Below are 24,113 nucleotides of genomic sequence, written 5' to 3'. Positions count from 1 at the left end.
TGTACCAAGTACGCAACTCCCAGGGTCTGCGGGAAGCGATAGCCGACAAGCTTGCCAGCAGTTGATCCTGGGGCAGACGGCGCAGAACGACTCAATGAGCGGATCCGAGCCTCCGCTCATTAGGGGTGCGGAAAGGCCAGACCCCGAATTGTCGTGTCGAGCGCGAAGTCGAATTCGTCGGACACGGATTCTCGCGGTCGCTGCAACTCGGCGATCAGACGGGGGTACGCCCGAGCGCCGAGCGCCGGAAGCAGGGAGACGAACGACGCGTCGGCATCCGTGCCGATTGGGATGCTGCGGATCATGGCCGCGTAGTTGCGCACGATCCCTTGCAGGAGAAGCGCCGCGCTCAGCCGCTCGCTTTTATTCAGCGGGGAGTCTGAGAGGCTCTCGAGGAGCGACTCGATCCATTCGAGGCTGTTGGGAGTGCGCGGCATCCCCGTAATCACGACGTCACTCAGCCAGGGGTGGCGGGCGTAGACGTCCAACAGGGCGCGTGCCCAGACCCTGGCGTTCTCGCTCCACTCGCTTGAGGGCGACTTCGCCGGCGGATGCCCGACAGCGGAGTCGACCATCAGCTCGATGAGGGTCTCCTTCGAATCGACGTAGCGATAGAGCGCGGTTGCGGCGAGGCCCAAGGGTTTGGCGAGGGCCGCCATGGAGAGTCCCTCGAGTCCTTCGTCGTCGACGAGCCGGATGCCCGCCGCGACGATGGCCTCGGTGCTTTGTTTGGGTTTCGGACCCCGGTTGGTGGTCTCCCCCAGACGCCAGGCGAGCAGGACCACCTGGGGCAACGTCGCGATCGTGGCTGTCTCGAGGTCGGGATCCTGCCTGGGTTGACTGCGCACACCATTCACAGTAACTTATTCTTATTGTGAGTGGCATACGCAGTATAGGCCTCACAATTGATTCGCGAACAGGAGCCCTTTAATGAACCGCCAATCCCTGGCCATGGCCGCACTGCTTTGCGCGTCCTTCATGGACGTGATGGACACGATGATCACCAACGTGGCGCTACCGTCCATCCAAGCCGACCTCGGGGCCAGCCCGGTCGAACTCGAGTGGACCATTGCCGGGTACATGATTGCCTTCGCCACGACACTGTTGCTGGGCGGGCGCCTCGGGGACAGGTTCGACCGACGAAATCTGTTTGCACTGAGTCTCCTCGGCTTCGTGCTCGCATCGCTCGGGGCGACCCTCGCCTGGAGCGGGGCGTCGCTCGTCGGGTTCCGCATCATTCAGGGCGCGATGGCCGGCCTCATGATCCCCCAGGTGCTCACTTATGTGCAAGTGTTCTACCCGCCGGAAAAGCGCGCGCCATTGTACGCGGCCATCGGCTCAATGAGCGTACTCGGCACGGTCGTCGGCCAGCTCCTCGGAGGCTGGCTGGTCACGGTCGACGCCTTCGGCATCGGATGGCGGAGCATATTCCTGATCAACGTCCCCGTTGGTCTCATCGCACTAGCCGTCGCGTTCATCTGCCTGCCCCGCACAGTGTCCGGGCACCGCGACCGGCTGGATGTCGCCGGCGCCGTGCTCTCGGGCGGCGCCATCTTCCTATTTGTCTTTGCCCTGACCACGGGCCACCAGAACCGGTGGGCGTGGTGGATTTGGGTGTTGATGGGTGTGGCGGTTGTGCTACTCGGGGCATTCGTGTCGCTTGAACGCCGGCTGACCAGATCGGGCGGCGCGTCTCTCGTGTCGACCGAACTGTTCCGGGTGAGGTCATTCTCGGCGTCGGCGCTCGTGCAGCTGCTGTTCGCATTCGGCTCGGGCAGCTACGCGATGGTACTGGGGTTCTACCTCCAGCAGACCGTCGGACTCAGCCCGCTCGCGTTCGGCCTGATCCTGCTGCCGGTCAGCCTGGGCGCGATGGCCGGATCGGCTATCGCCGTGCCCCTGAGCAAGCGCCACGGGGCTGGCCTGGTCGTGGCCGGCGGACTCGTGCAATCAGCAGCGTTCATGTGGGTGAGGCTTGTTCTTGAAACCAGGTGGCCGCTCAATTCGTGGGCGCTCGTGCCGCCGATGGCCCTCGCCGGGGTCGGCCTCATCTTCGTGGCGATGCCGCTGGTCGACATCGCGCTGCGAGGCGTGGCGCCAGATCTGGCCGGCACAGCATCCGGAGTGCTCAACACGGTTCAACAGACGGGGTCTGCGCTGGGAATCGCCGCGGCCGGCGGACTCTATTTCGCACTTGAGGAGTCGTCCGGGTCGCTCGTCGCGGAACTCGGGGCGCTCTGGGTGCCGGTGGCCTGCTTTGTGCTCACCGCCGTCGCCGCCTTCGTCTCGCTCGGGTTGGTCGGCAGACACCTGCCGCGTAGCGGGCAAGGCACATTTGGGTCCGAGAGCAACGCGTTCCCGAGCGATCACGGCGCCGAGGCTACCGCCCACCTTGAGGTTATGCGCGAATTCCGCTGAGACGAGGCGTCGCGTACTCCCACCGGTGGCGGCAGGCGCCAGCGTACTGGCAGGCTCGGCTCACTTAACGTGAGCAAACTGACCGGCAAGAACACTCAGGAGATCGCGTGGGTGAAGCTTGACCTGCGCTCGGTGGACAACCCGCGTTCGGCGGAAGAGCCGGTCAGCGGCGGGTACCGCGGCGCGCGGCGCGGCGGAGGGGGCGGTACCGCTTTCGCCGCGGTCACATCGTCAAGTTGCAGGCGTGGGGGCATCAACTTCTGGGACACCGCCAACGTCTACTCCTACGGCGACTCCGAGCGGATCGTCGGCGAGGCGCTGCGCCGCTTCACCCACCGGGAGGAAATCGTTCTGGCGACCAAGGTGTTCATCAAGGTCGGCGAGGGCCCAGGAGACCGTGGCCTGTCGCGCAAGGCGATCATGCAGCAAATCGATGCGTCCCTCAGCCGCCTCGGCACCGCCGGCAAGGTCCGCTACCTCGGCGCTTCCGCGATGTGGGCGTGGCAGTTCGCCAAAATGCAGCACGCCGCCGACCTGCATGGCTGGACTCGGTTCGTCTCCATGCAAGACCAGTACTCCCTCCTGTATCGGGAGGAGGAGCGGGAGATGTTCGGCCCGCTGGCCGACCAGGGCGTCGGCAGCATCCCGTACAGCCCCCTCGCGAAGGGAAGAGTCGCCCGGCCCGCCGGTGAGGCAACCAAGCGGTCCTCCGACGACCCCGTGGGCAACAATTTCTTCGCTGACGCCGACCGCGACCGGCCCGTCATCGAGGCGGTGCAACGCATCGCCGAGACGCGCGATGTCCCTATGGCGCAGATCGCCATAGCCTGGGTGCTGAGCAACCCCGTTGTCACCGCACCCATCGTTGGCGCCACTAAGCGGCACCACCTTGATCACGCGGCGGCCGCCGTCGACCTCAGACTCACCATCGAGGAGCTAGCCGCGCTGAGCGAGCACTACCGCGTCCGCGAACCCGGCGGCTTCTAGTCGCCAACGCCACGCTCGGCTTCGTCATCGACGAACACTGGCGACTCTGCAACCCGCCCGCTGAGGGTCCGCGTGCGCGCACAGTGCCCGTCCCACAGATCGTTCCCCTGCGGGCCGCCCTGTCTCGGCTGACCGTTAACAAAATCACCTGCATGAAGCAGCTCGAAAAGCGCAGGCTAATCGTCCTGCTCGTTAGACGGACTATGGAAGGATTTCGGGCATGCTCGCTGACTATTGGCCTCTCCTCAATCTACGGCTGACAACCGCACGACTTGTTCTCCGCTTTCCCAACGAGGACGAGCTGGCAACCGTCGCCAGCGTCGCGGCGACGGGTGTTCACCAACCTGGCGAACGCCCGTACCTGATGCCCTGGACCGATGGGACTCCGCAGCAGCGAGCGGCGCACGTTGTGCAGCAGCATTGGAGTCGCCGCGGGGACTGGACCCCTAACGCATGGGCTCTCGAACTTTGCCTCTTCCACGAACATCAGCCAGTGGGCATGGTCGCGCTTCGAGGGCGCGACTTCAGCGTGCTGCGAGAAGTCAAGACGGAGTCATGGCTTGGAGTGGATTATCATCGGCGCGGCCTGGGCACGGAGGCTCGTGCTGCACTCCTGCACCTGGCCTTCGAGAAGCTTCACGCCAGGAGCGCCGTGACCGAAGTGTTTCAGGACAACGCCGGATCACAGGGTGTCTCACGCCGACTTGGATACCGTCACGATGGCATTTCTCGCGACGTCAGAGACGGCCAAGCGCTCATCTCGGATCGCTTCCGTCTCGACCGGGATGACTGGTTCCTCGCTGATCGAATGGACGTGGACGTTGAAGGCATCGAGGCGTGTCTCCCTCACTTCGGTCTCTGACCACTCACCCATCGTCAACTGGGACACCCCGCTACAGCGATGAGGGGTGTCGAGGACAGCTTTCTGGCGGGGCTGCTTGTGGTGCCGAGGCTCAGGCTGCTGTGGGCTGGCTGATTGCGTCGTATTCGGCGGTCAGCGGCGTTAGCTTGAAACCCTTGATGATCAGCCAGATGCCGAGGGACAGTTCGAACAACGCAACAGGCAGTGCGGCGAGAACGGCGATCGGGGACACGTTCGAGTAGGCGCCGAAGAAGACCGCGATGTCGGAGGCGAGGAGCAGGGGTGCGCCGATGAACGCGACGATCGGCCAGATGCGGGGAACGATGGCGGACCGGTACAGCATGTAGCCCAGGAGCAGGTCGCATGCGACGGGCATCAGGCTTCCGGAGACCAGGAACGTCCAGTTGTAGTTCGCGAGCAGGCTATGACCCATCGTGACCAGCGCCGCTCGGCTCGTCCCTGCGACGTCGGTTCGCAATGTCATGATCGTGAGCAGGCTGACGACGCTGACGAAAATGAGGCAGGTTTCCAGAAGCCGGGCGGCCACCAACCCCAGGGCCGCGGTTTGGCTGATTCGTTTGGTCAGCGGGTACAGCACTACGGCCGTGCTGATGCCGGCCAAGCCGACTGTGATCTCGGACAGAACCCCCGACTGCAGTGCGGATGCGCTTCCGGCCCCCAGGATGAAGGCGCCGACGTTGTTCTTGATGGGCGCGTACAGCCCCAGCGTGGGGATGGAGACGAACGTGAGCACGTACAGGATGCCTACGGTCAGGGAGATTCGCCTCGTCGGCAGCATTCGGCGCCGCGGGATGGAAACTCTCACCGGAGGGGTGATGTCGGTGTTGGCGGTCATGGGGTGCTCCTTCGAAGGTGCGTTGGTACTGATTGTGTTGAATCGTGCTACGGGCGGTCCGAGGCTGGCCAGTGCCCGCCGCTTGTGGAGGGCTTGGAACCGTTCCTAAGTCGCCGGCAGCGGATTCGGCCCGATGATGCTGGGGACCTCTGCGGTGGGCGGGAGTTCGCTGCCGCCCATGTCCATGCGCAGTGGCGGGTATTGGTCGGTCATCAGTGCGGCGTATGCGCTGACTCGGTAGACCCAGCGGTTCATGCCCATGAGGAGGTCGAATACACCGTGGGGGTAGCGGCCAGAGAACAACAAGACAAGACCGGCGATGCAGACCAGCAGGCCGATCAGTCCGCTGCCGTATGCCCAAGCGTTGCCATCGCGTATCTGGTTGTAGCCGGCGAAGGCAGCACCGGTGAACACGCCGATGATCAGGTAGTGCGGGAGCGCGAGTAACCACCACTTCACCAACACGAGTCCGCGCGAGAGCGACTGCGGGTACTCGATGGATAATCGTGCCGGGTAGCTCGAATCATCGGCCAGCGTGAACGGCGGATAGCGGTCGGTCCCGAGGGCGCTGTAGGAGTAGTAGCTGACCCGCCACGTCCAGCGCAGCACGCCGACGTTGAAGTCAAAAATCGCCCGTGGATAGCGGCCGGTAATCAGAATCGCGAAGAACGCCACCACCGACAGCACCAGGAAGCCGATCCACAAGAAGAACAACACGACGACGTGCGGGATGATCAGCAGCCATTTGACGAGCCATAGCCAGCGGCTCAGATGCTGGGCTTGCTCGCCTTCCAAGGCAAGCACGTACGCCGACTGTCGCTCCATGAGAAGTCCTTCCATAGCCGTGAAGCCCGCCCTCGCAGAGGGCGGCACAGCGGCGGGCGGGGTCTCTCATTCCGGCCAGGTCCGCGACCTGTGCCGGCGGTTGGGGAACTTCTGCGCCGATACCCGCAACAGTACGCTGTCGTAGAAGACATGGCAATAGAAGCATGTCCTAGATGACAGTATGATTTGGTTATGGCTGAGTGGGGCTTTCTGACGAATCACTTACACGCGCTCTATTGCGTCGCGAGTCACCCCGGAATTCGGATCCGGGAGATCGCCGAGAGCGTTGGGGTCCAGGAACGGGCGGTACACCGCATACTGGCGGATTTAGTCGAAGGCGGATACCTGACCCGCCGCCGGGTAGGCAGTCGCAACTTCTACGAACTGCATCCAGACCAGCCGATCCGCCGGGAGGGGCTAGACGAAGTCGCCGTGGGTGAGATTCTCGACGTGCTCCTCAAGCGGAAGTGAGAAGCGAAAGCGACCTAACACATCCGCTCTAGAGGATCCGCTACCGGCTCATTGCAGCTGTCCCGCAAACCGTTCGACTTACGGGCAGTTTGGGCAGGAGATGGCGTATTTGGCCGACCGCTGACCGTCTCTGCCGCGCGCTACTCCTCGATGGCGCCTCCGATGGTGCGGAGGTGCTGGCGGAAGGTGGTGCCGTTCTTTTCACGGGCGCGCAGGTAGTTGGTGAACCGGGTCTGACTGCGAAGGCTGGTGCCCAGGTCCATAAGGGTGGCCTGGTGGCGTTCGGTGTCGCGGATCGTGATTGCTAGTTCGGCGATCTCTTCGGCATGGTTCAAGGGCAGGAATAGAACACCGTCGTCGTCGCCAAGGACGAAATCCTCGCCGGTGACGGTGTGTTCACCAATACGCGCGGTGGTCAGAGCGTCTGCGGGTTGCGGGTCGAGGCGCTGGGGACCCGCGGGGAGGGCGCCTTGGCTGAAGACGGGCAGGTGGATGGTGCGGAGTTCGTGGGAGTCACGGTGTAGACCCCAGATCACGATTCCCGCCAGCCCGGCCTGCCGCGTTTCGAGGGCGATGAGGTCGCCGACGCAGGCTTCATCATCTCGTCCGGCGTTGTCGACGACGAGGACGTCGCCGGGCTGGGCGTGTTCGATTGCTTCGAGGAACACATCGACGCTGCCGACGTGTTGCGCTGGGCGGACACGGCCGACGATGTGGGCGCCCACCCACAGGGGTGAGATGGTGGCGGGTGCCTGGCGGACGGGGATGCTCAGCCGCATGATCGCGTCGGCGACGTGCGGGGTCGTCAGGTCCTGGTAGGCGCGCTGCAAGTCGAGCGGTTCCATCGGCGTCTGTCTCCAATTTCTCGGTGGTGATCATCCCGCGTCGGCTCGGATGAGGGTTTGCTGCCCGGTCGCGATGTGCTTCTGCTCGTTCCCGCTCTGGGCGTAAACGTCGAGGCGACATACGGTCAGGATGCGGCCGGCTTTGACTACCGTGCCGATGGCTTTGAGTTCCTCGCCTGCCGCGGGAGCGATGAGGTTGATCTTGTATTCCACTGTGAGCACTTCGGAGCCGTGGTCGAGCATCGTCAACGCCGCGTAGCCGCCGGCGGAGTCCGCGATTGCGCCGGTCGCCCCGCCGTGGAAGTAGCCGTGCTGTTGTGTCACGTTCGGGCTTATCGGCAGATGGATGTGCACCTCGCCGTGGCCGATGTAGCCGAGCCGAGCACCGAAGTGTTGCATCAGTCCTTGCCTGGCGAAGCTCTCAGCGATTCGTCTCCGGGTTGCGTCGTTGGCGGCAGTCTGCTGCGTCATACGGTGCTCCTTCTCGTCTCGTTCAGACGGGGGCGTGATGGGCGACGACGGTCTTCATGATCAGTGTTGATTTCAGTCGTTGCACCCCCGGGAGCTGGGTCAGCTTCTCGTCGTAGAGCTGTTGGAAGTGCTGCTTGGATTTCGCCGCGACATAGAGTTGATAGTCCGGGTCGCCGAGCAGGCGATGAGCCTGGACCACATTCGGCACTTCCGCCACCGCATGCTCGAATGCCGAAACCGCGGCGTAGTCGCCGGCTCTCATCGTCACGAACACGAGCGCCTCGAACGGCAACCCCAGCAGGTCTAGATCCAGTTCGGCGCGGAACCCGCGGATGACCCCGCTTGCCTCAAGGTCGCGGAACCGGCGATGGCATGCCGACAGGCTCAGTCCGACCCGAGAGGCGACTTCGGTCATCGTCGCCCGGCCATCTTCCTGAAGTAACGAGAGAATCTCTCTATCCAACACGTCCATGCCTTCAATTCTCTCTTCTTCTTCTCAAGATGGCAAAGGGTTGCAACCACTTTGCGCGCAGAAGCGCATAATCTGCCATCAACTACAAGCGATTGCGCTTGGATCCTTGAGTGAAAGAGGTATGAATGGATGGCACGTTGACGGCGGCATTCTGGGGCGTTTCGATGCTATTCGTCCTCACCCCGGGCGTCGATTGGGCATACGCTATCGCGGCCGGGCGGCACCGGGGCGGCGTGTACCCGGCTGTGACCGGCATGCTCGCTGGGCATTTGACTGCCACACTGTTAGTCGCCGCGGGAGTCGCAGCGATACTAGCCTCGTCGGAGGTGGCGATGACCGCGCTCACAATTGCCGGATCGCTCTACCTCATCTGGCTCGGCATCACCGCACTGCGCCACCCGGCCGCAACCGACGTCGAGACGCGAGCCGCACCCGTGGACCATGCCAGGCTGTTCACCAAGGGCATCGGCGTCAGCCTGCTCAACCCGAAGGTCTTCCTACTCTTCCTCGCACTGCTGCCGCAGTTCACCGCGCAGGCAGCCATCTGGCCCACGGGAGTGCAGATCATCATGCTCGGTGCACTGCACGTGGGCAACTGCGCGATCGTCTACTTCGCCGTCGGCCATGGCGCCAGAACCATCCTGTCCACGCGTCCGCGTGCCGCGAAGATCGTCGGCATCCTTTCCGGCATCGTCATGATCGGCCTCGGTATCGCTCTGGTGATCGAAAAAGCCCTGACCGCGATCCACTGAGCAACTACTCCGTTATTCCCATAGCGTGTCCGCCGAAGGTTCCCGCTGCGGGAGAGCGGCACATCAAATCGGGATTCAATCAGATCCTGATTCGATCGTCCGTACCGGGACCGGCTGGTGAGAATGGTCCTCGCCAGTAAGGTGAAAAACTCGGGTAAACCCGCAGCCCCGCCTGAATCTAGGAGCCACACACCATGATTCCCGAACTATACAACGAGCTTGACCGCATATTCGCGGCCCGCGATCGAAGCAATATGGGCCCAACGATTGCGGCCCTGCTCCCGCTCCTTGAACAGCACCCGCACAACCCCCGGGTCCTCTATGAAGTGGGTGGCGCATACGACACTGCTGGCGACGAAGCCACCGCCTTGGGGTTCTACGAGCGGGCCATGACAGGAGGCCTCGAAGGGGACGTGCGTCGCCGGTGCTATCTGCAATACGGCAGCACCGTTCGCAACCTCGGCCGCGTAGATGAATCAGTGACGGTCTTTGCCCGAGCGCGCAAAGAGTTCCCGGGCTCTGTAGCCCTCGGCGCATTCGAATCGCTCACTCTGCATGCAGTCGGCCAGGTCAATACCGCTCTCGGCAGCCTTCTCGCCCTACTTGCCGACCATGTGCATTCAGAAGAGCTTGACCGATACAAGCCCGCCATGCGCCGCAATGCTGAGTACCTGGCATCGCTCGACTCTTCGGCGGCTTCCGAAAGTACCCGATAGCCGATCCGCTTTCCAAACACCACCGCCGTCCCGCTGGGGGTTCCCCTGCAGGCAGCCACATCCCGACCAATCGGGACCGCGAATCGCTTGGGCTATGTCGCTCGAAAGGCGCCCGCTGGTCGTCCGACTATTGCATCTCCTCCGCGCTGCCGGTAACCCGCACGCGGCCCTCCCGGGGTACTTCAACCACGATCAAGCAGGGCCGGCCCATTTCCGCGCCCTGCTCCACCGTTAGCACCGCGGGCATCGGGATGTGCCCGCGGGCCCGGAGGTACGCCCCGAGTCCTGCGGCGGCGGACCCGGTGGCAGGATCTTCGCGGATACCTCCGCGTGGGAACGGGTTGCGGGATGCGAAGCGCGTCGCGTCGATCCGGTGCACGACGTGGATTGTGCCGTCCCATCCCTGCCGGTCCTGTAACCGCAATACCGCTTCGGCGTCATGGTCCAGCTGCGCGAGTACTCCTCCGCGCACCGGGACGAGCGGGTGTGGGTTACCTCCGCGCAGGAGGGCCGGTGGCAATGCCGGGTCGAGATCGCCGCGTGTGAGCCGGAGTGTTGCCAGCAGCTCGTCGAGCACGTCATCGTCGAGCGATTCGACGGTAGTGTCGACGGCTACCAGGGTCGCTTGCTGGTGTGAAACTTCAACCGGGACTTCCCCCACGTTCGTAGCCAGGCGAATCAACGGTCCGGCTCCGCGGCGGGAAAGGGCCACTCCGGACGCAATCGTCGCGTGCCCGCAGAAGGCGATTTCTGCACGGGGCGTGAAGTAACGGATGCGAGCGGAGTGGGGCGTTATTGAGGTGAGGAAAGCGGTCTCACTGAAACCAAGTCCGGCGGCGATGCCCAGCATGTCAGCATCGATCAGCTCTTCCGCATCAACAACGACGCCGGCCGGGTTCCCCGACGCAGGGTTCAATTGTTCAGTGGTGAAGGCGCGGAATCTGAGTATGTCCATATGCCCATGATGGCAGGCACCCATCAGGGGCCCGACGGCCTATTTCGAGACAGTGGCTTGGTGATACGACAGCGACGGAATGCTCTGACAGCGTTGACCGCCGTCAGCGCTGCAGTCCACCTCGTCGACATCGTTTTCGGCCGTCATGCTGCATGCTCAGTTGCGATCAAGGGGAGCCCGGCGCTGAGCCAGCTCGCAAGTGCCCGATCGACGTTCCCTTTATGAGGAACGAAAGGACTACCGGCCTTAGTGCAGTTTCCCCGCACTGGTGACGGCGAGCCTGGTACGTCGCGCTCGAACGAGCCAGGTCGGTGAGGACGTCCGATCTCAAAATGAGCCGGGAAGACGTCCGGCTTAGTGCTCAACTCGTTGCGATGGACGCTTCATAGATCTTCTCCTCTTGCTAGTGAAGGCGACGACCGCACCAATTGCTGCGAGGACGGCTATCAGCACACCTAGCACGAGCCCGAAAATGTGTCCTCCGTTGGTTCCCGAGTCTCCGTTGACGATCGGGATGACCTGGGTCGCGGCAAACGCTAACCAGACCACGGCGATCGCCACGTTGAGACCGACGTAGCGCCTCCTGACCCACAAAACCGTTCGTCCGTTAGCCATGATGTCAATCTAGCCCCCGGTTCCGAACCACTTGCGGTGAGTCGATGGAGGTTCCGCTGGGGCACGACGCTCGGCCGCGCGGGCGATGATCGACCGGCGCAGAGCTTTGTCCGTTCAACATCCGGTCCGCGGTCACACGATCCAAAATGATCGACCGATTGCAGGATGGACAGGCGCCGAACCTGCCTCGACGCTGCGATTAGATCCTCAGGAGCGATTGCGTGTTTGAGCGCGCGATCGCTGTGGGGCGTCCGCTGCGACTTCTCGGGCGGCGGCGGCGTGAGTGCTGACCCAATTCGACAGCAGTTGGAGTCCATCTTGTGAAGGCGATCCAGTTTCCGTTACCGGCCGGGTGCTTGGATGCGATCTGGCTGCGGGCTCGGCCGTTCCATAGGGGATGCCGATTGACGTTGCACGGTCCGGTATACCGTTGAGCGCGCAACGTTGAACAACTCGGCGAGTTCTGCGGTCGAACGCGTGCCCGCCTGGTGGACTTCCATCAAGTGGCGCTGCTGCGCGGGCGATAATTCAGGTTGCTTGCCCCGTAGATGTCCTTTCGCTTTGGCCACCAGCATCCCCTCACGGGTACGGGCGCGGATCAGGTCGGATTCGAACTCTGCCACCATCGCGAGCACGTTGAACAGCAGACGCCCGACCGGGTCGGTCGGGTCGTGGACCGAACCGCCAATGCTGAGCTTGACGCCCTTGACGGTGAGTTCGTCGACGATGTACTTCGCGTCCCGCAGGGAACGGGCCAGCCGGTCGAGTTTGGCGACAACGAGGGTGTCGCCCGATTGGGCGACTGAAACGACACGTACCCGTCCCGGCCACCGTTCTTCAACTGAAATTGCAACGGGTGGTATGTCGCTGAACGACATTTCCCCGGCGTCGGATTCTGACGGAGTGACGCGGCGAGCCACTAGTCCCAGCGCTGTTGCGGATCGACATATCGCCGAAGTTCCATTGCATCGTGGAGGACTCTTCCGATGACCAACACGTCGCCTTCGCGACGACAGATGAGGAAGTGTCGCGGGCGACGGACAGTCTTCCCTCGGGCTCGGGTGCGACTTTGCGCCAAGTGCCAGGAGAACACGCCGTCCCCCAGCTCCGGGCGGGGCGTATGGCCGGAGTCGTAAATGCGCGAAGCTGCGTCGCGAATGGCTGTGGCGATCAGTTCCTCATAGCGCTTGCGTGCTTCCTCGCCGAACTGCTCGTCCGACCACGCGAGGATTGCCACGATGTCAGCCTGGGCTGCCTGGGTGAGGCGATATCCCGCCATCAGCCAGCTGGCTGGTTCCGCGTCGCGCGGATACCGAGCTGTGCGATGAAGTCGTCAAGATTCTCGTCGGCAATGTCGACGTAGCGTCCTGAGGCGAGATCCGACCAGCCCTTTTCTGCAGCATCACGCAGCGCAGCAACTTTGACTGCGTCCTCCAGCTGCTGCCGTTCCAAGAGCCGAAGACCTTCGCGCAGCACTTCACTGGCGTTCTGGTAACGTCCAGACTTCACCAGCGACTCGACGATTTCGTGCTGGTGCTGGCTCAGGACAACATTCCTCGTTGGCACGGCGACCACCTCCATTGGCAGTTTATGCCACCTTGCCGGTGTTCGACAGAGGTCGGATTGATTGGCAACCGTATAGTTGCTAATATTCAGGAATGGATCCGGTCTTCCGCGCGCTGGGCGACCCAGCCCGACTTGCGCTTCTTGAGGAGCTTGGCTCACGCAACGACCAGACCTTGTTCGAACTCTGCGTGCGCCTGATCAACCGGGGTCACAGCATAAGCCGCCAGGCTGTCGCTAAACACATTGGTGTGCTTCGTGACGCCGGACTTCTGCGTCTGACCACGAGCGGGCGGACGACAATCCACCACCTCGATCCAACCATGCTCATTGAGGCACGTGCGTGGATCGATCACCTCATCAAGGAGGAAACCCCATGAAAATTACCATCACCACCGCTTCGGTGTTCGTCGACGACCAGGCGAAGGCGCTGGACTTCTACGTCGGCACGCTCGGGTTTGTGAAGAAGACCGACGTGCCCGCGGGAGAATTCCGCTGGCTCACCGTTGTCGGACCCGACGCACAAAACGGAGTGGAACTGCTGCTCGAGCCAGACGAGCACCCGGCTGCGAAAGTATTCAAGGCGGCGCTGCTCGAAGATGGCATCCCGTTCACCAGTTTCGGCGTGCAGGAGGTGGGGGCGGAGTATGAACGGCTTGTCGCCCTCGGTGTTCGTTTCACCCAGCCGCCCATGTCCATGGGCCCGGTAACCACCGCGATCTTGGACGATACTTGCGGCAACCTCATCCAGATCGCGAGTATGCCGTGAATCTGCTGGATGACGAGGGCAGGAAGACAGGACTCTGGGAAGAATTCGATCCCCACGGCGGCATAATCTCGGGGCACTACGTCGCGGGTGAGCGCTCAGGACTGTGGCGGCACTACTTCCGGGATGGCGCACCGCGCTCCGAGGCGCACTATGACGAGGGCGTGCTCAATGGCGACTGCATCTGGTATCGGCAGACCGGCGGATTGCTGCAAAAGGGTGGATTTCTGAGCGGTGACAAGCATGGACTCTGGCAACGCTGGACCAAAAGCGGCGTGCCCATCGACGAGGGCATGTTCGACCACGGAGTGAAGTCCGGCCTGTGGACCTACTACAACCCGGACGGCAGTATCAAGAAAACTACGAAACATCGAGGCCCGAGCTGAGCGCTTCCCTGCGTGAAAATACGACTCAACTCAGCCGGTCGGCATGAACCCGGACGACATCAGAAAGCGGTCGACCTCGATCCGCAGCGCGACCCGGGAAGGATTCGGCCGAGGTTCGCGATAACGCGCGGAGTAGCAAGTTACGGCACGAGCGACTGAGACCTCGTCGGTGACGACACTGGCCGTGCCCTCGATCGTCGACCAGTGCCGCCCGCTCACTTGGCTTGCGGCGACCCTGCCGTCGGCGGCTACGTGCTGAACCTTGCGCGAGTGTTCGTTGGTGATCACCCAGGCACACTGCTCCTCCAGGTCCAAAGCGACACCGACCGGGACGAGGTGCGGCCTACCGTCAGCGCGAAGAGAGGCGAGAGTGCACAGGTGCCGCTCAGTCCAGAAGTCCAGGAGGAGCGAGGGGATGTTCATCCATTCGGGTTTCCACGAAGTCACCCGTACATTGTTGCAGGCGGGCGTTAGCATACGGTTGACCTGGTCCGACGCTTCCGGGACGTCACGGTGCCGGGAGCGCCCGACGCTCCTCGAATCGTGCGTAACGCCAGGTGTGACTTCTCCGTTGACGTGCGCAGCAGGCCGGCGTACGACTCCAGCACGTACCGCTCCAGCACCCGTTTCCACGATGCGCTCAGTGAAGTGCCCTCTCATGTGGTTCCTGAAGGGCTGCGTCACCGATATGCGCTCGAGGGACGACCAGCGCGGCGGAAGGGCCGGTCAACCCGGCGGCGCGCGCCGCCGCGAAGGGGGCGGTACCGCTTTCGCCGCGGTGACATCGTCCAGCCGGATGGCGACCAGCCCGCGCCGTGTTTCCACCACGCATTCGCCATCGTTGCACTCTCGCAGGTAGCCGACAGCGTCGGTGAAACCGCCGGCGATCCGCTTGCGCACGGTCATGCGCGTTCCCAGAGGTGCATTGCGGATGAACGCGACGGGACCAGGCATGACCTTAGCCTAAGCGCGTCCATCGCTCGGCGAAGGGCGCCCAGCGGGGCTCGACGTCGACCCACTCTTCGCCAATCGGCACGAAAACGCCAGCACCCGACGTGATGCCGGAGACCAGCTCCGCCAGCTCGGCGGCGTGGCTCGTGGCCAGTCCGAGCACGGCCGTAGTCGGCGCCGAGGATGGCGACGGCGCGCTGGCGCAGCTCCGATTCAACGCGACCCGCATCGGCGTGCGCAATCTGGAGCGGGGTTGTTCCAGGTCCAACTGCCCCAGCTAGGTTTCCATCGGGCTCATGTCGACCATCGTCAATGGCCCAATGAGTGCCCGTTCAGGGTCCGGCTTGCGGGCGTCTGAGCACGGGGACCGCTCCACATGCGGTACTGAGGCGAAGAAGCTTGGGAGTCTCTCAGCTCGCACGTCTCTCAGCCCGCACTCGCATAATTATTCGCCCAGGGCGACTTCACAGTGCCGATTCCTCGAAGCCGCAACCGGCAGCTAGTCGCGGAGAATTCCGACGCGGCAGACCTGACCCTAGCTCCGGATGACCTGGCCGACATCGAAACCGCAATCCGAGATGGGCCCTACGGAGAGCAATAACCAACAAGTCCAGTGGGGCTGAACTAGTACCTCCCGGTCGTCACGATCTCTCCTATCGTGACGACCACCCGGTGCATCTGATTCGGCGCGGCTCCGTCGGAGCTTCCCCCTCACTATCACCCACCTGCGGCCGTGCGGCAGGGTAGGTTGTCCGACCTGGACGATGCTGTCGAGGACCTTTGACCCTTGCGCCTCAGGTGCGCGCGAATACGCACCTGAGGCGGCGACAGATGGCGCGCCGAGCGAAAAGTCACTCTTGGCCGCCCATGCCTCGAGTGACTCCAGGAACGCCTGACGTGTCAGCAGACAAGCCCTACTTCTCCTGCTCAGACAGGCGTTCCCTTCCAACGCGACGACGTCTCCCTCCATCGGTGCGATCCAGGCTTAGGCCTTCAGGAGGAAGCCCTCAGGGATCTCGAGATCGTCGATGCTGAGATCCTTTATCGAGCTATGGCCGAGCCCGACGAGTGCTCGCTCCAGCCCGGTGCGGTGGATCTCCAGGACCTGATAGACGCCCTCTTCACCGCCCGCCGCGAGGCCCCACAGCCATGCCCTCCCTAGTGCAACGACGTCGGCTCCCAGCGCGAGCGCCTTAGCGACATCAGAGCCACGACGGACTCCACCATCCATCCAAAGCTCCGCCCTCTGCCCGACCGCGGTCGCCACCGAGTTGAGCACACGGATCGTCGCCGGAGTGGTGTCCAGATTGTTGCCGCCGTGATTCGAGACCGCAACGGCATCGGCACCTGCGTCAATCGCGCGGAGAGCATCGTCAGAACGCCAAATTCCCTTCACCACGAACTTTCCGCCCCAGAGTTCGCGGATCCATTCCACGTCCTTCCAGGTGGGAACCGGTGTCTGCATGAGCGTGCCGTAAATATTGGCAAAGAGAGCCTTGTCGGTGGCGCTGCTGGCAGAGTTCGGGATCGTCATGTCGGGGAGTCCGCCACCCAACAGGAATCGAGCGAGCCATGCAGGGCGGGAAACCCCAAGCGGAGCAAACTTCAACATCGCGGCAAGATCGAGCTTTGAAGGAATGGAAGGGGCTCCCCAGTCACGAGGGCCGAGCCCGCCGCCGGTTGCATCCAGCGTCACGATGAGCCCCTTCGCACCCGCCTTGCGGGCGCGCTCGACGCGGAAGGCGATGTCGTCACGCGATCCGGTCCAGTACAGCTGGTAGAACGTGTTTTCGTTCGCGGGCATGACCTCTTCAATCGGTCTGGCTCCGAATGAACTCAGGCCAAAGGCCGTCCCGGCCCTGCGGGAGGCTGCCGCGACGGCAACCTCCGACCTAGGGTCGACCGCCTGCGCACCGACTGGCCCGCAGATCACAGGGAACGAGATTGGGATCCCGAGGACGCTCGATGAAAGATCCCTGATCAACGGCGTCTCTTCAGGGGTTTCGCGGGCCGCTCGCGGACGGAACCCAATCTTGTCGAACGCCGAGACGTTGGCGTTCATTGTGACTCCGGCCTGGTTGCCTGAGATCAGCGCCGTATAGACAGGACGCGGCACTCGCCGCCGTGCACGACGCTGCGCGTCCGCGACAGTCTCAATGGGCTTCTTTGCCATTCGAACTTTTCCCTTCAGAGCTTTCAACTCAGCATTCACTGAGGCGATAAGTCTACGTGACTTTCCGGACAAGAGTCCGGAAAGTACGATGCACTCATCGTCCTGTGCGGTCGCTTCCATGGCGACGATCTAGTCTGGGAAGCGAATTCCCCACGGACTTGGCCCCGGGGTAGAGGAGAGGCGAGGCCGTGACTTCGAGCAGCGCAGCCCCACCGTCACTGGTCCTTCGAGCTGGTCTCCGGCGATCGAGGGACCCGCGCGCAATTCGAACGCGACAACAGATCGTCGCCGCAGTGTCCACACTCGCGCACGATAACGCGGCCACGATTGGAGTTGCGGAGATCGTTGCCGCAGCCGGCGTCAGTCGAACGTCCTTCTACGCTCACTTTGCGGGTATCGATGAACTCTCGCTATACATTTTCGAACTCGCCTTTTCACGACTTGACGAGGGCTCGCCCGAAGTGCCGACCTCCGGCACCCCAACCGAGGCTGTAAGTCTGACGTCTTTCATGGGCAGAATCGTCGACCACTATGTCGAGAACCGTGTGCTATATAGTGCGGTCCTCTCAGCGTCGATTTCCTTCGACCTCGTGACCGCCGCAATTAGTCTCCTCACGACTCGCATCCTCTCCCTGATGAAGCATTTCCCCGCGCCGCAGGGGGCCAAACCTGAGATCGTCGCGACATCGGTTGCCGCCGCGACCAATGGGCTACTCAACGCCTGGCTACGCGGGGACCTCGACGCCACCCCCGCGCAACTCACCGAGGAACTCACTCGGCTGCTGCCTTCTTGGTGCCGGCTCTGAGAACCTCAGAAAATTCCCCGGTGGCGGCCCGCGTTGCTGCCTCTGCATCAGTCGCGCGGACAGTCGCGATAAGCACGACCGCCCCTCGGTCGTCTTATCTCATTGCATCCGGAATGGGCGGCGGTGCCTCCAGCGGTGACGCGCCCAGCGGGTCAGCTCCCTCCATCCAATAGCCGGCCGAACGGAATGCGCTGGCAGGCACGGACGACTGGCTCATCCAGTTATTCGATCGGCGCGGGCACGGAGGCGCTGTCGCGTCGAATGCGTCGCAAACCAGCCGATAGACGTTCGCTTGCGGGCAGTCACATTCCGGCTAACCGGGACCACGCGTCGCCTCGGCAAAGCATCTCGAAAAGCGCCCGTTGAACGTCCGGCTTGCGGTCACTAGCCACACTGAGACGACGAACCACGCAAGAGCTCTTTGCATGGCTGTGGACGATGAGTTCATCGACTACGCTGCCGAGCCTCTGGCACATCTCGCTTGCCGCGTCGAGGAATGAGGGTCAGCCGCCCGCGGGCGGAAAAACAAGTGTACGAGCAAACCCCTGCATAGCTGCCGCTAGCGTGAGCCGACAGGAGCAGGGGCTGGGGGCCATGACCGCCAAGCAAAGCGCCAAGTGGTGCGCAATCGGCGTCAGGCCTACGTGCGTGCTCTGGGGAGAGCGTGCGAAACGCCGCCGGAAAGCGTTCCCTGGTCGCATGCGTGTGTGTGTGTCAGCGGTCCTCGAGAGCAGTTCAGCGGTTCTCGAGCGTCCGCACGGAGTCACGTTCGATGATCGGCATCGGAACAAGCCGATGAAGCTCATCCTTCGACGGCGCGAGCAGGAGTTCGACGGCCTGGCGCCCCATTTCCTCGTAGGGGATCTTTGCGGTGGTCAGTCCGGGCCGGAGATACGCGGCGATCTCCTCGTCGTCGAACGAGACGACCGAGACATCGTCGGGAATGCGCAAGCCGCGCTCCTGGAGTGCCTGGTATGCGCCGAACGCGAGGCGGTCGTTGAGGCAGATGATCGCGGTGGGCAATTCCGGGCCGTCCAATACCTGCATTGTGGCTGCATAGCCCTCCGACGGCTCCCAGAGCTCGGACGGGACTCTGGCTAAAAGCTTGATGCCGGCCTCGTCGAGCGATGCGTCAAGTCCGGCGAAGCGATGGCCAACGGTCGTTGAAACGCGCGGGTTCTCGATAGCCTCCCGGTAATCGCCGATGAGAGCGATCTTGCGATGACCGTTGTCGATGAGGAGGCTGGCGATCGCCCGGCCAGCTGTGTACTCGTCGGGGAGGATGGTAGACACTCCCGTCGTGCTCGAGCCGTTGAGGATCACGACGCGAGTGTCGGGCGGGGTCTCAGGAACATCGATCTCCTTTGCCCCCATCAGTCCGAAGATCACGCCGTCGGTCCTGCGGTCGAGCATGGATCGGAGCGCTGTCCGCTCACTGCGGAGATCGTTTCCGGTCTCCGCGATGAGAACAGTGTGATCCGCCTGCTCTGCCGTGTCGAGCACGCCCCGGATCATCGCTGACGCAAACCGGGTCACCGTGACTTCGTCGGAGATGAAGCCGATGGTACGGGTCTTGCCGACGCGCAGGCTCCGAGCTGCCGGGTTGGGTCGGTAGTTCAGTTCGAGCGCCGCCTCATGGACGCGTTTGACGGCTTCCGCCGAAAGTCGCGTGCCGGGGACATCGTTGAGGACCAGGCTGGCTGCCGTTGGTGAAAGACCGGCGCGCGCGGCGACGTCTGCGAGTGTGGCTCGTTTCGCTGCCATTAGTTTCCTCTTTGATTCCGTTGCGCACGGTGATTGCTGAATCAATTTAGCAAACTCTTGTGCCTTTCCATTTGCTCATGTTATCTTCATTCTGCTAAATCCATTTAGCACCCGGGCTTCACAGCAACCAGTTCAAGGGAGAACCACCGTGAGACGCACTATCTGGCGCACGGCCATCGCTATCGCAGCGGTCGGCATCATGGGCGGAATGACCGCCTGCTCGTCCGGCGGAGGTGGGGCGGGGAACGACGGCAAGAACGGCCAGATGACCCTGTGGACGCACAATGCCGGCAACAAGGCGGAGCTTGCCGCGATCAAGCAGATCGTCGACGACTACAACGCCAGCCAGTCGAAAACCAAGATCAAGGTTCAGGCCTTTCCGCAGGATTCGTACAACGACTCGGTTGCCGCGGCGGCGTCCGCCAAGAAATTGCCCTGCATCGTCGATATCGACGGCCCTAATGTTCCGAACTGGGCGTGGGCGAAGTACCTCGCGCCGCTTGACCTGAGCGTCGACCTTGACAAGAATCTGCCGACCACGCTGGGAAAGTGGAACGACAAGGTGTACTCCGTCGGCTACTACGACGTGGCGCTTGCCATGCTGAGCAGGAAGTCCGTTCTGGACGAAGCCGGGATTCGCATCGCCACGGTAGAGCAGCCGTGGACCCGCGATGAACTGGATGGAGCACTCGCCAAGCTCAAGGCCGAGGGAAAATGGGACTACCCGCTCGACCTCGGCACGGCGGGAACCGGTGAGTGGCTCCCGTACGCGTACTCTCCCTTCCTCCAGTCTTTCGGCGGTGACCTGATCAACCGCAAAGACTTCCAATCGGCCGACGGCGTGCTGAACGGCGACGCCGCACATGACTGGGCGAGCTGGTTCCAAGGCCTCATCGACAACGGCTACGTCGCGAAGAAGAGCGGGACGGATTCCACTCTCGACTTCCAGAACGGCAAGTCAGCCATCGTGTACACCGGCAGCTGGGCGGGTCAGTCTTCTCTGGACGTACTCGGCGACGACCTCGTCGTCATGCCGTCGGTAGACCTGGGCGATGGCCCGAAGATTGGCGGCGGATCCTGGCAGTGGGGCGTCACGACAGGGTGCGGCAACCCTAAGGCGGCAATGGACTACCTGTCGTTCTCGCTGCAGCCCAAGTACATCGCCGCCGTGGCGAGTGCGACCGGGACGATCCCGGCGACCGACGAGGCAGCTGCGCTGGTACCGGGTTACGAGCCGGGCGGCTTCTTCCAGCAGTTCCGCACCTTCTCCAAGGAGTACGCCGTGCTGCGCCCGGAGACGCCGGCCTACCCGTTTATCGCGACGGAGTTCGGCAACGCCACCAAGGACATCATCAACGGCGGCGACCCTAAGAAGACCCTCGACGCCGCGGTGAAGGCCATCGACGCCAACATCAAGTCCAACGGCGGGTTCACCCAGAAGTAAGGCGATGGTGGGCCGCTTCCGCTGGAGCGGCCCACCGGAAAGTCGAAGGAGACTCTCATGACGTCCACACAATCGCCCACTCTCGTACCGCCAGAAGGAATCGCGATCGAGCAGCTCGCCCACCGGAAGAAGCGATCCAAGAGGGTGGATCGCACCTACCGACACGAGCGTCGGGCGGGAATCGCGATGATCGCACCTGCGGCGGTCCTGTTGATCCTCTTTATCGTGATCCCGGCGCTCCTCGCTTTCGGTCTGGCGTTCACCAACGCCCGGCTCGTCTCGCCCTACCCCGCGACCTTCGTCGGAATCGACAATTTCATCCGCCTGTTCCAGGATGAGGCGTTCGGCCGTGCCCTCCTGAACGTGGCTTACTTCGCCGTCATCGTCGTCCCGCTCCAAGCCGGCCTTGCACTCGTGATGGCGTTGCTCATCAACACCCGGATGCGGGGCACGAACTTCTTCCGCACCGTCTATTTCCTCCCCGTGGTCACCTCCATGGTGGTCGTGTCAGTGCTGTGGATCTTCCTCTACCGGGAGGACGGTCTCATCAACGAGGTCATCTCGAAGGTCACCTTCGGTAGCGTTACAGGCCCGGACTGGCTCAACGACCCGGCCACATCGATGCCGGCAATCATCCTGATGTCCGTGTGGCAAGGCGTGGGGTTCCACATGATCATCTGGCTGTCCGGCCTGCAGACCATTTCCGCGGAACTCTACGAGGCCGCGGACCTGGATGGAGTGTCACGGTGGCAGCGCTTCTGGTTCATCACCTGGCCGGGCCTGCGAGGAACGCGCAATGTCATCCTCGTCACCATCACGATTGCGGCCCTCAGCCTCTTCACCCAGGTCAGTGTCATGACGCAGGGCGGTCCGCTGGATTCCACGACAACGGTTGTCTACCAAGCCGTCCAGGCGGGATTCGAACAACAGGACACCGCCTACGCCAGTGCCATCTCCCTGATCTTCTTCGCAATCGTTCTCGTTATCTCCGCTATCCAGCGGTTCCTCACCCGAGAGAAGGACTGACATGGCCGTCACCATAGACGCCCCGGCGTCACCCGCCATCCCCACCGAACCTGCCTCTGGAGTCCGCGCGGGAATCTCAAGGCGGCGCGTCGGAGTCGTCGGCTGGATCGTTCGCAGCCTGCTCGCCGTCGTCTTCTCGTTCCCGCTGCTGTTCATGTTCGTGTCGTCGCTGAAGCCCGACCTGCAGATCTTCGGCGATCTCTCGTCGTTTGCCGCATTCCTGCCCGTCGGCGATATCTCCCTCGATAACTACGTGGCCGTATTCGATCGCGTGCCGGCGCTGCGTTTCCTGATGAACTCGGTCCTGATCTCCGTGGTGACCGTGCTGCTCGGGATCTTTGTCAACAGCCTCGCCGCCTTCGGGCTCTCGCGCCTGCGAATCCCGGGCAAACGTGTCGTGCTCACCCTCATCATCGCGACCCTCATCATCCCGTTCGAGACGCTTGCACTGCCGATGGTGTGGTGGGTGAACCAGCTGCCGTCGTTCAGCATCGACGAGTTCGGCCTTGCATTCACACAGGGCTGGCTCGACACCTACCAGGTGCAGATCATCCCGTTCGTGGCGAACGCGTTCGCGATCTTCCTGTTTCACCAGTACTTCGAGTCGATCCCGAAGGAGCTCGATGAAGCGGCGCGGATGGACGGTGCGGGTTGGTTCCGGATCTACCGAAAGGTCATCATGCCGCTCTCCGGTCCAGCCATCGCCACCGTCGCGATTCTGACCTTCCTTCCGGCGTGGAACTCATACCTCTGGCCGCTGATGGTCGTGCAAAGCGAGGACCTGCGTCCGGTGATGATCGGCATCCAGTACTTCAAGGACCTGAACCCAGCCTGGGGCGAAATCATGGCCTACTCCTCGATGATCACAGTTCCGGTTGTAGCCCTCTTCATCGCGTTCCAACGCTCCTTCGTCAACAGCATCGCCTCAACGGGCGTGAAAGGTTAGCAACAGATGGCTCTCGTTCTCCCCGACAAATGGATTTGGGATTCCTGGTTCGTGCGCGACGGCGACACCGTCCATGCCTTCTACCTACATGCCAGCAGGGCGCTGGGTGATCCGCACCGGCGTCACTTTCACCCCATCGTCGGCCACGCGGTCAGCACTGACCTTTTCAACTGGACCGTGGTGCGCGATGCGCTTATTGTCTCCGAGCCGCCCGCATTCGACGACGGGACTACCTGGACGGGCTCGGTCATCCGCGACGATGATGGCACCTGGTGGATGTTCTACACCGGAACGAGCCTGGTCGAGGATCGAGAGGTGCAACGGATCGGGGCTGCAACGTCCACCGATCTGCTGACCTGGACGAAGATCTCGGCGGAACCGCTCGTCGAGGCTGATCCCGTCTCGTACGAACTGCTCGACCGAACGCTTTGGCATGACCAGGCCTGGCGTGACCCGTGGGTATTCCGGTTTCCGGGCCACAAACGTTGGCACATGCTCGTCACCGCCCGCGCGAACCACGGCGAGCCATTGAGTCGCGGAGTGATGGGGCACGCCGTCAGTGACAACCTGCGCACCTGGACGGTGCTTCCCCCGCTCAGCGCGCCTGGGCAAGGCTTCGGCCAACTCGAGGTGCTGCAGTTCGCGAATGTCGACGGCGTGCCGATCATCTTGTTCTGCTGCGGAATCACCGAGCTCGCCCCTGAACGGATCGCGGCAGGGGAAGCCGGCGGGATCTACAGCCTGCCCGTCGACGACCGGCTGGAAGACGTCGATTTCACTCGCGCTCGACTGTTCGAACGTACCGACTTATACGCCGGGAGGCTTGTGCAGGATACGGCGGGGGCGTGGAACCTCATCGCCTTCACGAACATGGTGGACGGGGCATTCGTCGGAACACTCAGCGACCCCATCCCGGTGTCCGCGCACCCTGAGCACGGCCTTATCCCCCGGCTGGCCGGGGTCATCGGAGCCACCACGGGCGACGCCCGTCTGGCGGCTGGGTAAATGCGCCCGCCTTGGGAGATGCCTGGGCGATGCCTGAG

The 24,113-nt window shown here is 62.9% G+C and carries 29 protein-coding genes and 1 pseudogene; 15 read left to right on the top strand and 15 right to left on the bottom strand.

The window, feature by feature from the left end; translation table 11 throughout:
* Nucleotides 1-119: 119 nt before the first annotated feature.
* Entirely contained in the window at nucleotides 120-848 is a 729-nt protein-coding gene (locus AB4Y94_RS00505; protein ID WP_441723706.1) for a TetR/AcrR family transcriptional regulator, read from the bottom strand.
* 82 nt (nucleotides 849-930) lie between these two features.
* Between AB4Y94_RS00505 and AB4Y94_RS00500 the strand changes: the two genes are divergently transcribed.
* The 3 genes from AB4Y94_RS00500 to AB4Y94_RS00490 all read left to right on the top strand — a co-directional run bounded on the left by AB4Y94_RS00500 (nucleotide 931) and on the right by AB4Y94_RS00490 (nucleotide 4,267).
* Nucleotides 931-2,418 (top strand): MFS transporter, encoded by a 1,488-nt coding sequence (locus AB4Y94_RS00500; protein WP_441723705.1) that lies wholly within the window; start codon nucleotides 931-933, stop codon nucleotides 2,416-2,418.
* A 69-nt stretch (nucleotides 2,419-2,487) separates the two neighbouring features.
* Nucleotides 2,488-3,405 (top strand): aldo/keto reductase, encoded by a 918-nt coding sequence (locus AB4Y94_RS00495; protein ID WP_441723704.1) that lies wholly within the window; start codon nucleotides 2,488-2,490, stop codon nucleotides 3,403-3,405.
* Nucleotides 3,406-3,625: 220 nt separating this feature from the next.
* Entirely contained in the window at nucleotides 3,626-4,267 is a 642-nt protein-coding gene (locus tag AB4Y94_RS00490; RefSeq protein WP_441723702.1) for a GNAT family N-acetyltransferase, read from the top strand.
* 91 nt (nucleotides 4,268-4,358) lie between these two features.
* Here AB4Y94_RS00490 and AB4Y94_RS00485 read toward each other — a convergent pair whose 3' ends face one another.
* Nucleotides 4,359-5,123, bottom strand: coding sequence for a DUF4386 domain-containing protein (locus tag AB4Y94_RS00485; RefSeq protein ID WP_441723700.1), 765 nt, complete (start codon nucleotides 5,121-5,123; stop codon nucleotides 4,359-4,361).
* 105 nt (nucleotides 5,124-5,228) lie between these two features.
* Nucleotides 5,229-5,948, bottom strand: a complete 720-nt coding sequence (locus AB4Y94_RS00480) for a DUF4389 domain-containing protein (protein WP_441723698.1) — start codon at nucleotides 5,946-5,948, stop codon at nucleotides 5,229-5,231.
* Between the two features lie 192 nt (nucleotides 5,949-6,140).
* Between AB4Y94_RS00480 and AB4Y94_RS00475 the strand changes: the two genes are divergently transcribed.
* Nucleotides 6,141-6,419, top strand: coding sequence for a helix-turn-helix transcriptional regulator (locus AB4Y94_RS00475; protein ID WP_441723696.1), 279 nt, complete (start codon nucleotides 6,141-6,143; stop codon nucleotides 6,417-6,419).
* Between the two features lie 140 nt (nucleotides 6,420-6,559).
* Here AB4Y94_RS00475 and AB4Y94_RS00470 read toward each other — a convergent pair whose 3' ends face one another.
* The 3 genes from AB4Y94_RS00470 to AB4Y94_RS00460 are packed head-to-tail and all read right to left on the bottom strand — an operon-like array spanning nucleotide 6,560 to nucleotide 8,207.
* Complete coding sequence (locus tag AB4Y94_RS00470) at nucleotides 6,560-7,264, bottom strand: RraA family protein (RefSeq protein ID WP_441723695.1); 705 nt, start codon at nucleotides 7,262-7,264, stop codon at nucleotides 6,560-6,562.
* A gap of 30 nt (nucleotides 7,265-7,294) precedes the next feature.
* Entirely contained in the window at nucleotides 7,295-7,735 is a 441-nt protein-coding gene (locus AB4Y94_RS00465; protein ID WP_441723693.1) for a PaaI family thioesterase, read from the bottom strand.
* 22 nt (nucleotides 7,736-7,757) lie between these two features.
* Nucleotides 7,758-8,207, bottom strand: coding sequence for an Lrp/AsnC family transcriptional regulator (locus AB4Y94_RS00460; RefSeq protein WP_441723691.1), 450 nt, complete (start codon nucleotides 8,205-8,207; stop codon nucleotides 7,758-7,760).
* Between the two features lie 125 nt (nucleotides 8,208-8,332).
* On the opposite strand from AB4Y94_RS00460, the gene AB4Y94_RS00455 reads away from it, so the two are divergent.
* Both AB4Y94_RS00455 and AB4Y94_RS00450 read left to right on the top strand, forming a co-directional pair.
* On the top strand, nucleotides 8,333-8,959 hold the full coding sequence (locus tag AB4Y94_RS00455) for a LysE family translocator (protein ID WP_441723689.1): 627 nt from the start codon (nucleotides 8,333-8,335) through the stop codon (nucleotides 8,957-8,959).
* 194 nt (nucleotides 8,960-9,153) lie between these two features.
* Nucleotides 9,154-9,675 carry a tetratricopeptide repeat protein gene (locus AB4Y94_RS00450; protein ID WP_441723687.1) on the top strand — a complete coding sequence of 174 codons (522 nt, stop codon included), beginning with the start codon at nucleotides 9,154-9,156 and terminating at the stop codon, nucleotides 9,673-9,675.
* Between the two features lie 127 nt (nucleotides 9,676-9,802).
* Here AB4Y94_RS00450 and AB4Y94_RS00445 read toward each other — a convergent pair whose 3' ends face one another.
* The 5 genes from AB4Y94_RS00445 to AB4Y94_RS00425 all read right to left on the bottom strand — a co-directional run bounded on the left by AB4Y94_RS00445 (nucleotide 9,803) and on the right by AB4Y94_RS00425 (nucleotide 12,826).
* Nucleotides 9,803-10,630, bottom strand: a complete 828-nt coding sequence (locus AB4Y94_RS00445) for a PhzF family phenazine biosynthesis protein (RefSeq protein WP_441723685.1) — start codon at nucleotides 10,628-10,630, stop codon at nucleotides 9,803-9,805.
* 354 nt (nucleotides 10,631-10,984) lie between these two features.
* Nucleotides 10,985-11,245 carry a hypothetical protein gene (locus tag AB4Y94_RS00440; protein WP_441723683.1) on the bottom strand — a complete coding sequence of 87 codons (261 nt, stop codon included), beginning with the start codon at nucleotides 11,243-11,245 and terminating at the stop codon, nucleotides 10,985-10,987.
* Between the two features lie 341 nt (nucleotides 11,246-11,586).
* On the bottom strand, nucleotides 11,587-12,123 hold the full coding sequence (locus AB4Y94_RS00435; protein WP_441723681.1) for a recombinase family protein: 537 nt from the start codon (nucleotides 12,121-12,123) through the stop codon (nucleotides 11,587-11,589).
* Nucleotides 12,124-12,164: 41 nt separating this feature from the next.
* On the bottom strand, nucleotides 12,165-12,524 hold the full coding sequence (locus tag AB4Y94_RS00430; RefSeq protein WP_441723679.1) for a type II toxin-antitoxin system RelE/ParE family toxin: 360 nt from the start codon (nucleotides 12,522-12,524) through the stop codon (nucleotides 12,165-12,167).
* Nucleotides 12,524-12,826 (bottom strand): type II toxin-antitoxin system ParD family antitoxin, encoded by a 303-nt coding sequence (locus AB4Y94_RS00425; protein WP_441723677.1) that lies wholly within the window; start codon nucleotides 12,824-12,826, stop codon nucleotides 12,524-12,526. Before AB4Y94_RS00425 ends, AB4Y94_RS00430 begins: the two co-directional genes overlap by 1 nt.
* A 77-nt stretch (nucleotides 12,827-12,903) precedes the next feature.
* Here AB4Y94_RS00425 and AB4Y94_RS00420 point away from each other — a divergent pair, with 77 nt between their 5' ends.
* The 3 genes from AB4Y94_RS00420 to AB4Y94_RS00410 are packed head-to-tail and all read left to right on the top strand — an operon-like array spanning nucleotide 12,904 to nucleotide 13,960.
* On the top strand, nucleotides 12,904-13,188 hold the full coding sequence (locus AB4Y94_RS00420; protein ID WP_441723675.1) for an ArsR/SmtB family transcription factor: 285 nt from the start codon (nucleotides 12,904-12,906) through the stop codon (nucleotides 13,186-13,188).
* Nucleotides 13,185-13,577, top strand: coding sequence for a VOC family protein (locus AB4Y94_RS00415; protein ID WP_441723673.1), 393 nt, complete (start codon nucleotides 13,185-13,187; stop codon nucleotides 13,575-13,577). Before AB4Y94_RS00420 ends, AB4Y94_RS00415 begins: the two co-directional genes overlap by 4 nt.
* Entirely contained in the window at nucleotides 13,574-13,960 is a 387-nt protein-coding gene (locus AB4Y94_RS00410) for a toxin-antitoxin system YwqK family antitoxin (RefSeq protein ID WP_441723671.1), read from the top strand. Before AB4Y94_RS00415 ends, AB4Y94_RS00410 begins: the two co-directional genes overlap by 4 nt.
* Before the next feature lie 30 nt (nucleotides 13,961-13,990).
* Here the strand turns inward: AB4Y94_RS00410 and AB4Y94_RS00405 are convergent, their stop codons facing one another.
* The 3 genes from AB4Y94_RS00405 to mftD form a co-directional block, all read right to left on the bottom strand.
* Nucleotides 13,991-14,383, bottom strand: coding sequence for a pyridoxamine 5'-phosphate oxidase family protein (locus AB4Y94_RS00405; protein ID WP_441724074.1), 393 nt, complete (start codon nucleotides 14,381-14,383; stop codon nucleotides 13,991-13,993).
* A 303-nt stretch (nucleotides 14,384-14,686) separates the two neighbouring features.
* The gene (locus AB4Y94_RS00400) at nucleotides 14,687-14,914 is read right to left on the bottom strand and encodes a putative acetyltransferase (protein ID WP_441723669.1); all 228 of its coding nucleotides are present in this window, start codon (nucleotides 14,912-14,914) and stop codon (nucleotides 14,687-14,689) included.
* Nucleotides 14,915-15,896: 982 nt separating this feature from the next.
* On the bottom strand, nucleotides 15,897-17,204 hold the full coding sequence (gene mftD, locus AB4Y94_RS00395; protein WP_441723667.1) for a pre-mycofactocin synthase MftD: 1,308 nt from the start codon (nucleotides 17,202-17,204) through the stop codon (nucleotides 15,897-15,899).
* Nucleotides 17,205-17,272: 68 nt separating this feature from the next.
* Here mftD and AB4Y94_RS00390 point away from each other — a divergent pair.
* Together AB4Y94_RS00390 and AB4Y94_RS00385 are read left to right on the top strand one after the other, a co-directional pair.
* Nucleotides 17,273-17,479, top strand: a pseudogene (locus tag AB4Y94_RS00390) (TetR family transcriptional regulator); the annotation flags it as partial.
* Between the two features lie 114 nt (nucleotides 17,480-17,593).
* Nucleotides 17,594-17,890, top strand: a complete 297-nt coding sequence (locus AB4Y94_RS00385) for a hypothetical protein (protein ID WP_441724073.1) — start codon at nucleotides 17,594-17,596, stop codon at nucleotides 17,888-17,890.
* Nucleotides 17,891-18,625: 735 nt separating this feature from the next.
* Here the strand turns inward: AB4Y94_RS00385 and AB4Y94_RS00380 are convergent.
* Nucleotides 18,626-19,654, bottom strand: coding sequence for a LacI family DNA-binding transcriptional regulator (locus AB4Y94_RS00380; RefSeq protein ID WP_441723666.1), 1,029 nt, complete (start codon nucleotides 19,652-19,654; stop codon nucleotides 18,626-18,628).
* A gap of 148 nt (nucleotides 19,655-19,802) precedes the next feature.
* On the opposite strand from AB4Y94_RS00380, the gene AB4Y94_RS00375 reads away from it, so the two are divergent.
* The 4 genes from AB4Y94_RS00375 to AB4Y94_RS00360 all read left to right on the top strand — a co-directional run bounded on the left by AB4Y94_RS00375 (nucleotide 19,803) and on the right by AB4Y94_RS00360 (nucleotide 24,075).
* Nucleotides 19,803-21,098 (top strand): sugar ABC transporter substrate-binding protein, encoded by a 1,296-nt coding sequence (locus tag AB4Y94_RS00375; protein ID WP_441723664.1) that lies wholly within the window; start codon nucleotides 19,803-19,805, stop codon nucleotides 21,096-21,098.
* A 57-nt stretch (nucleotides 21,099-21,155) separates the two neighbouring features.
* Nucleotides 21,156-22,124, top strand: coding sequence for a carbohydrate ABC transporter permease (locus AB4Y94_RS00370; RefSeq protein ID WP_441723662.1), 969 nt, complete (start codon nucleotides 21,156-21,158; stop codon nucleotides 22,122-22,124).
* A 154-nt stretch (nucleotides 22,125-22,278) separates the two neighbouring features.
* Nucleotides 22,279-23,070, top strand: a complete 792-nt coding sequence (locus AB4Y94_RS00365; RefSeq protein WP_441724072.1) for a carbohydrate ABC transporter permease — start codon at nucleotides 22,279-22,281, stop codon at nucleotides 23,068-23,070.
* Between the two features lie 51 nt (nucleotides 23,071-23,121).
* Complete coding sequence (locus tag AB4Y94_RS00360; RefSeq protein WP_441723660.1) at nucleotides 23,122-24,075, top strand: glycosyl hydrolase family 32; 954 nt, start codon at nucleotides 23,122-23,124, stop codon at nucleotides 24,073-24,075.
* The last annotated feature ends 38 nt before the right edge of the window (nucleotides 24,076-24,113 follow it).

The organism is Glaciibacter sp. 2TAF33 (genome assembly GCF_052114945.1).
Lineage (GTDB): Bacteria > Actinomycetota > Actinomycetes > Actinomycetales > Microbacteriaceae > Cryobacterium.
The sequence above is the reverse complement of the archived record's forward strand: the minus strand, read 5'-3'. Positions and strand labels throughout refer to the sequence as shown.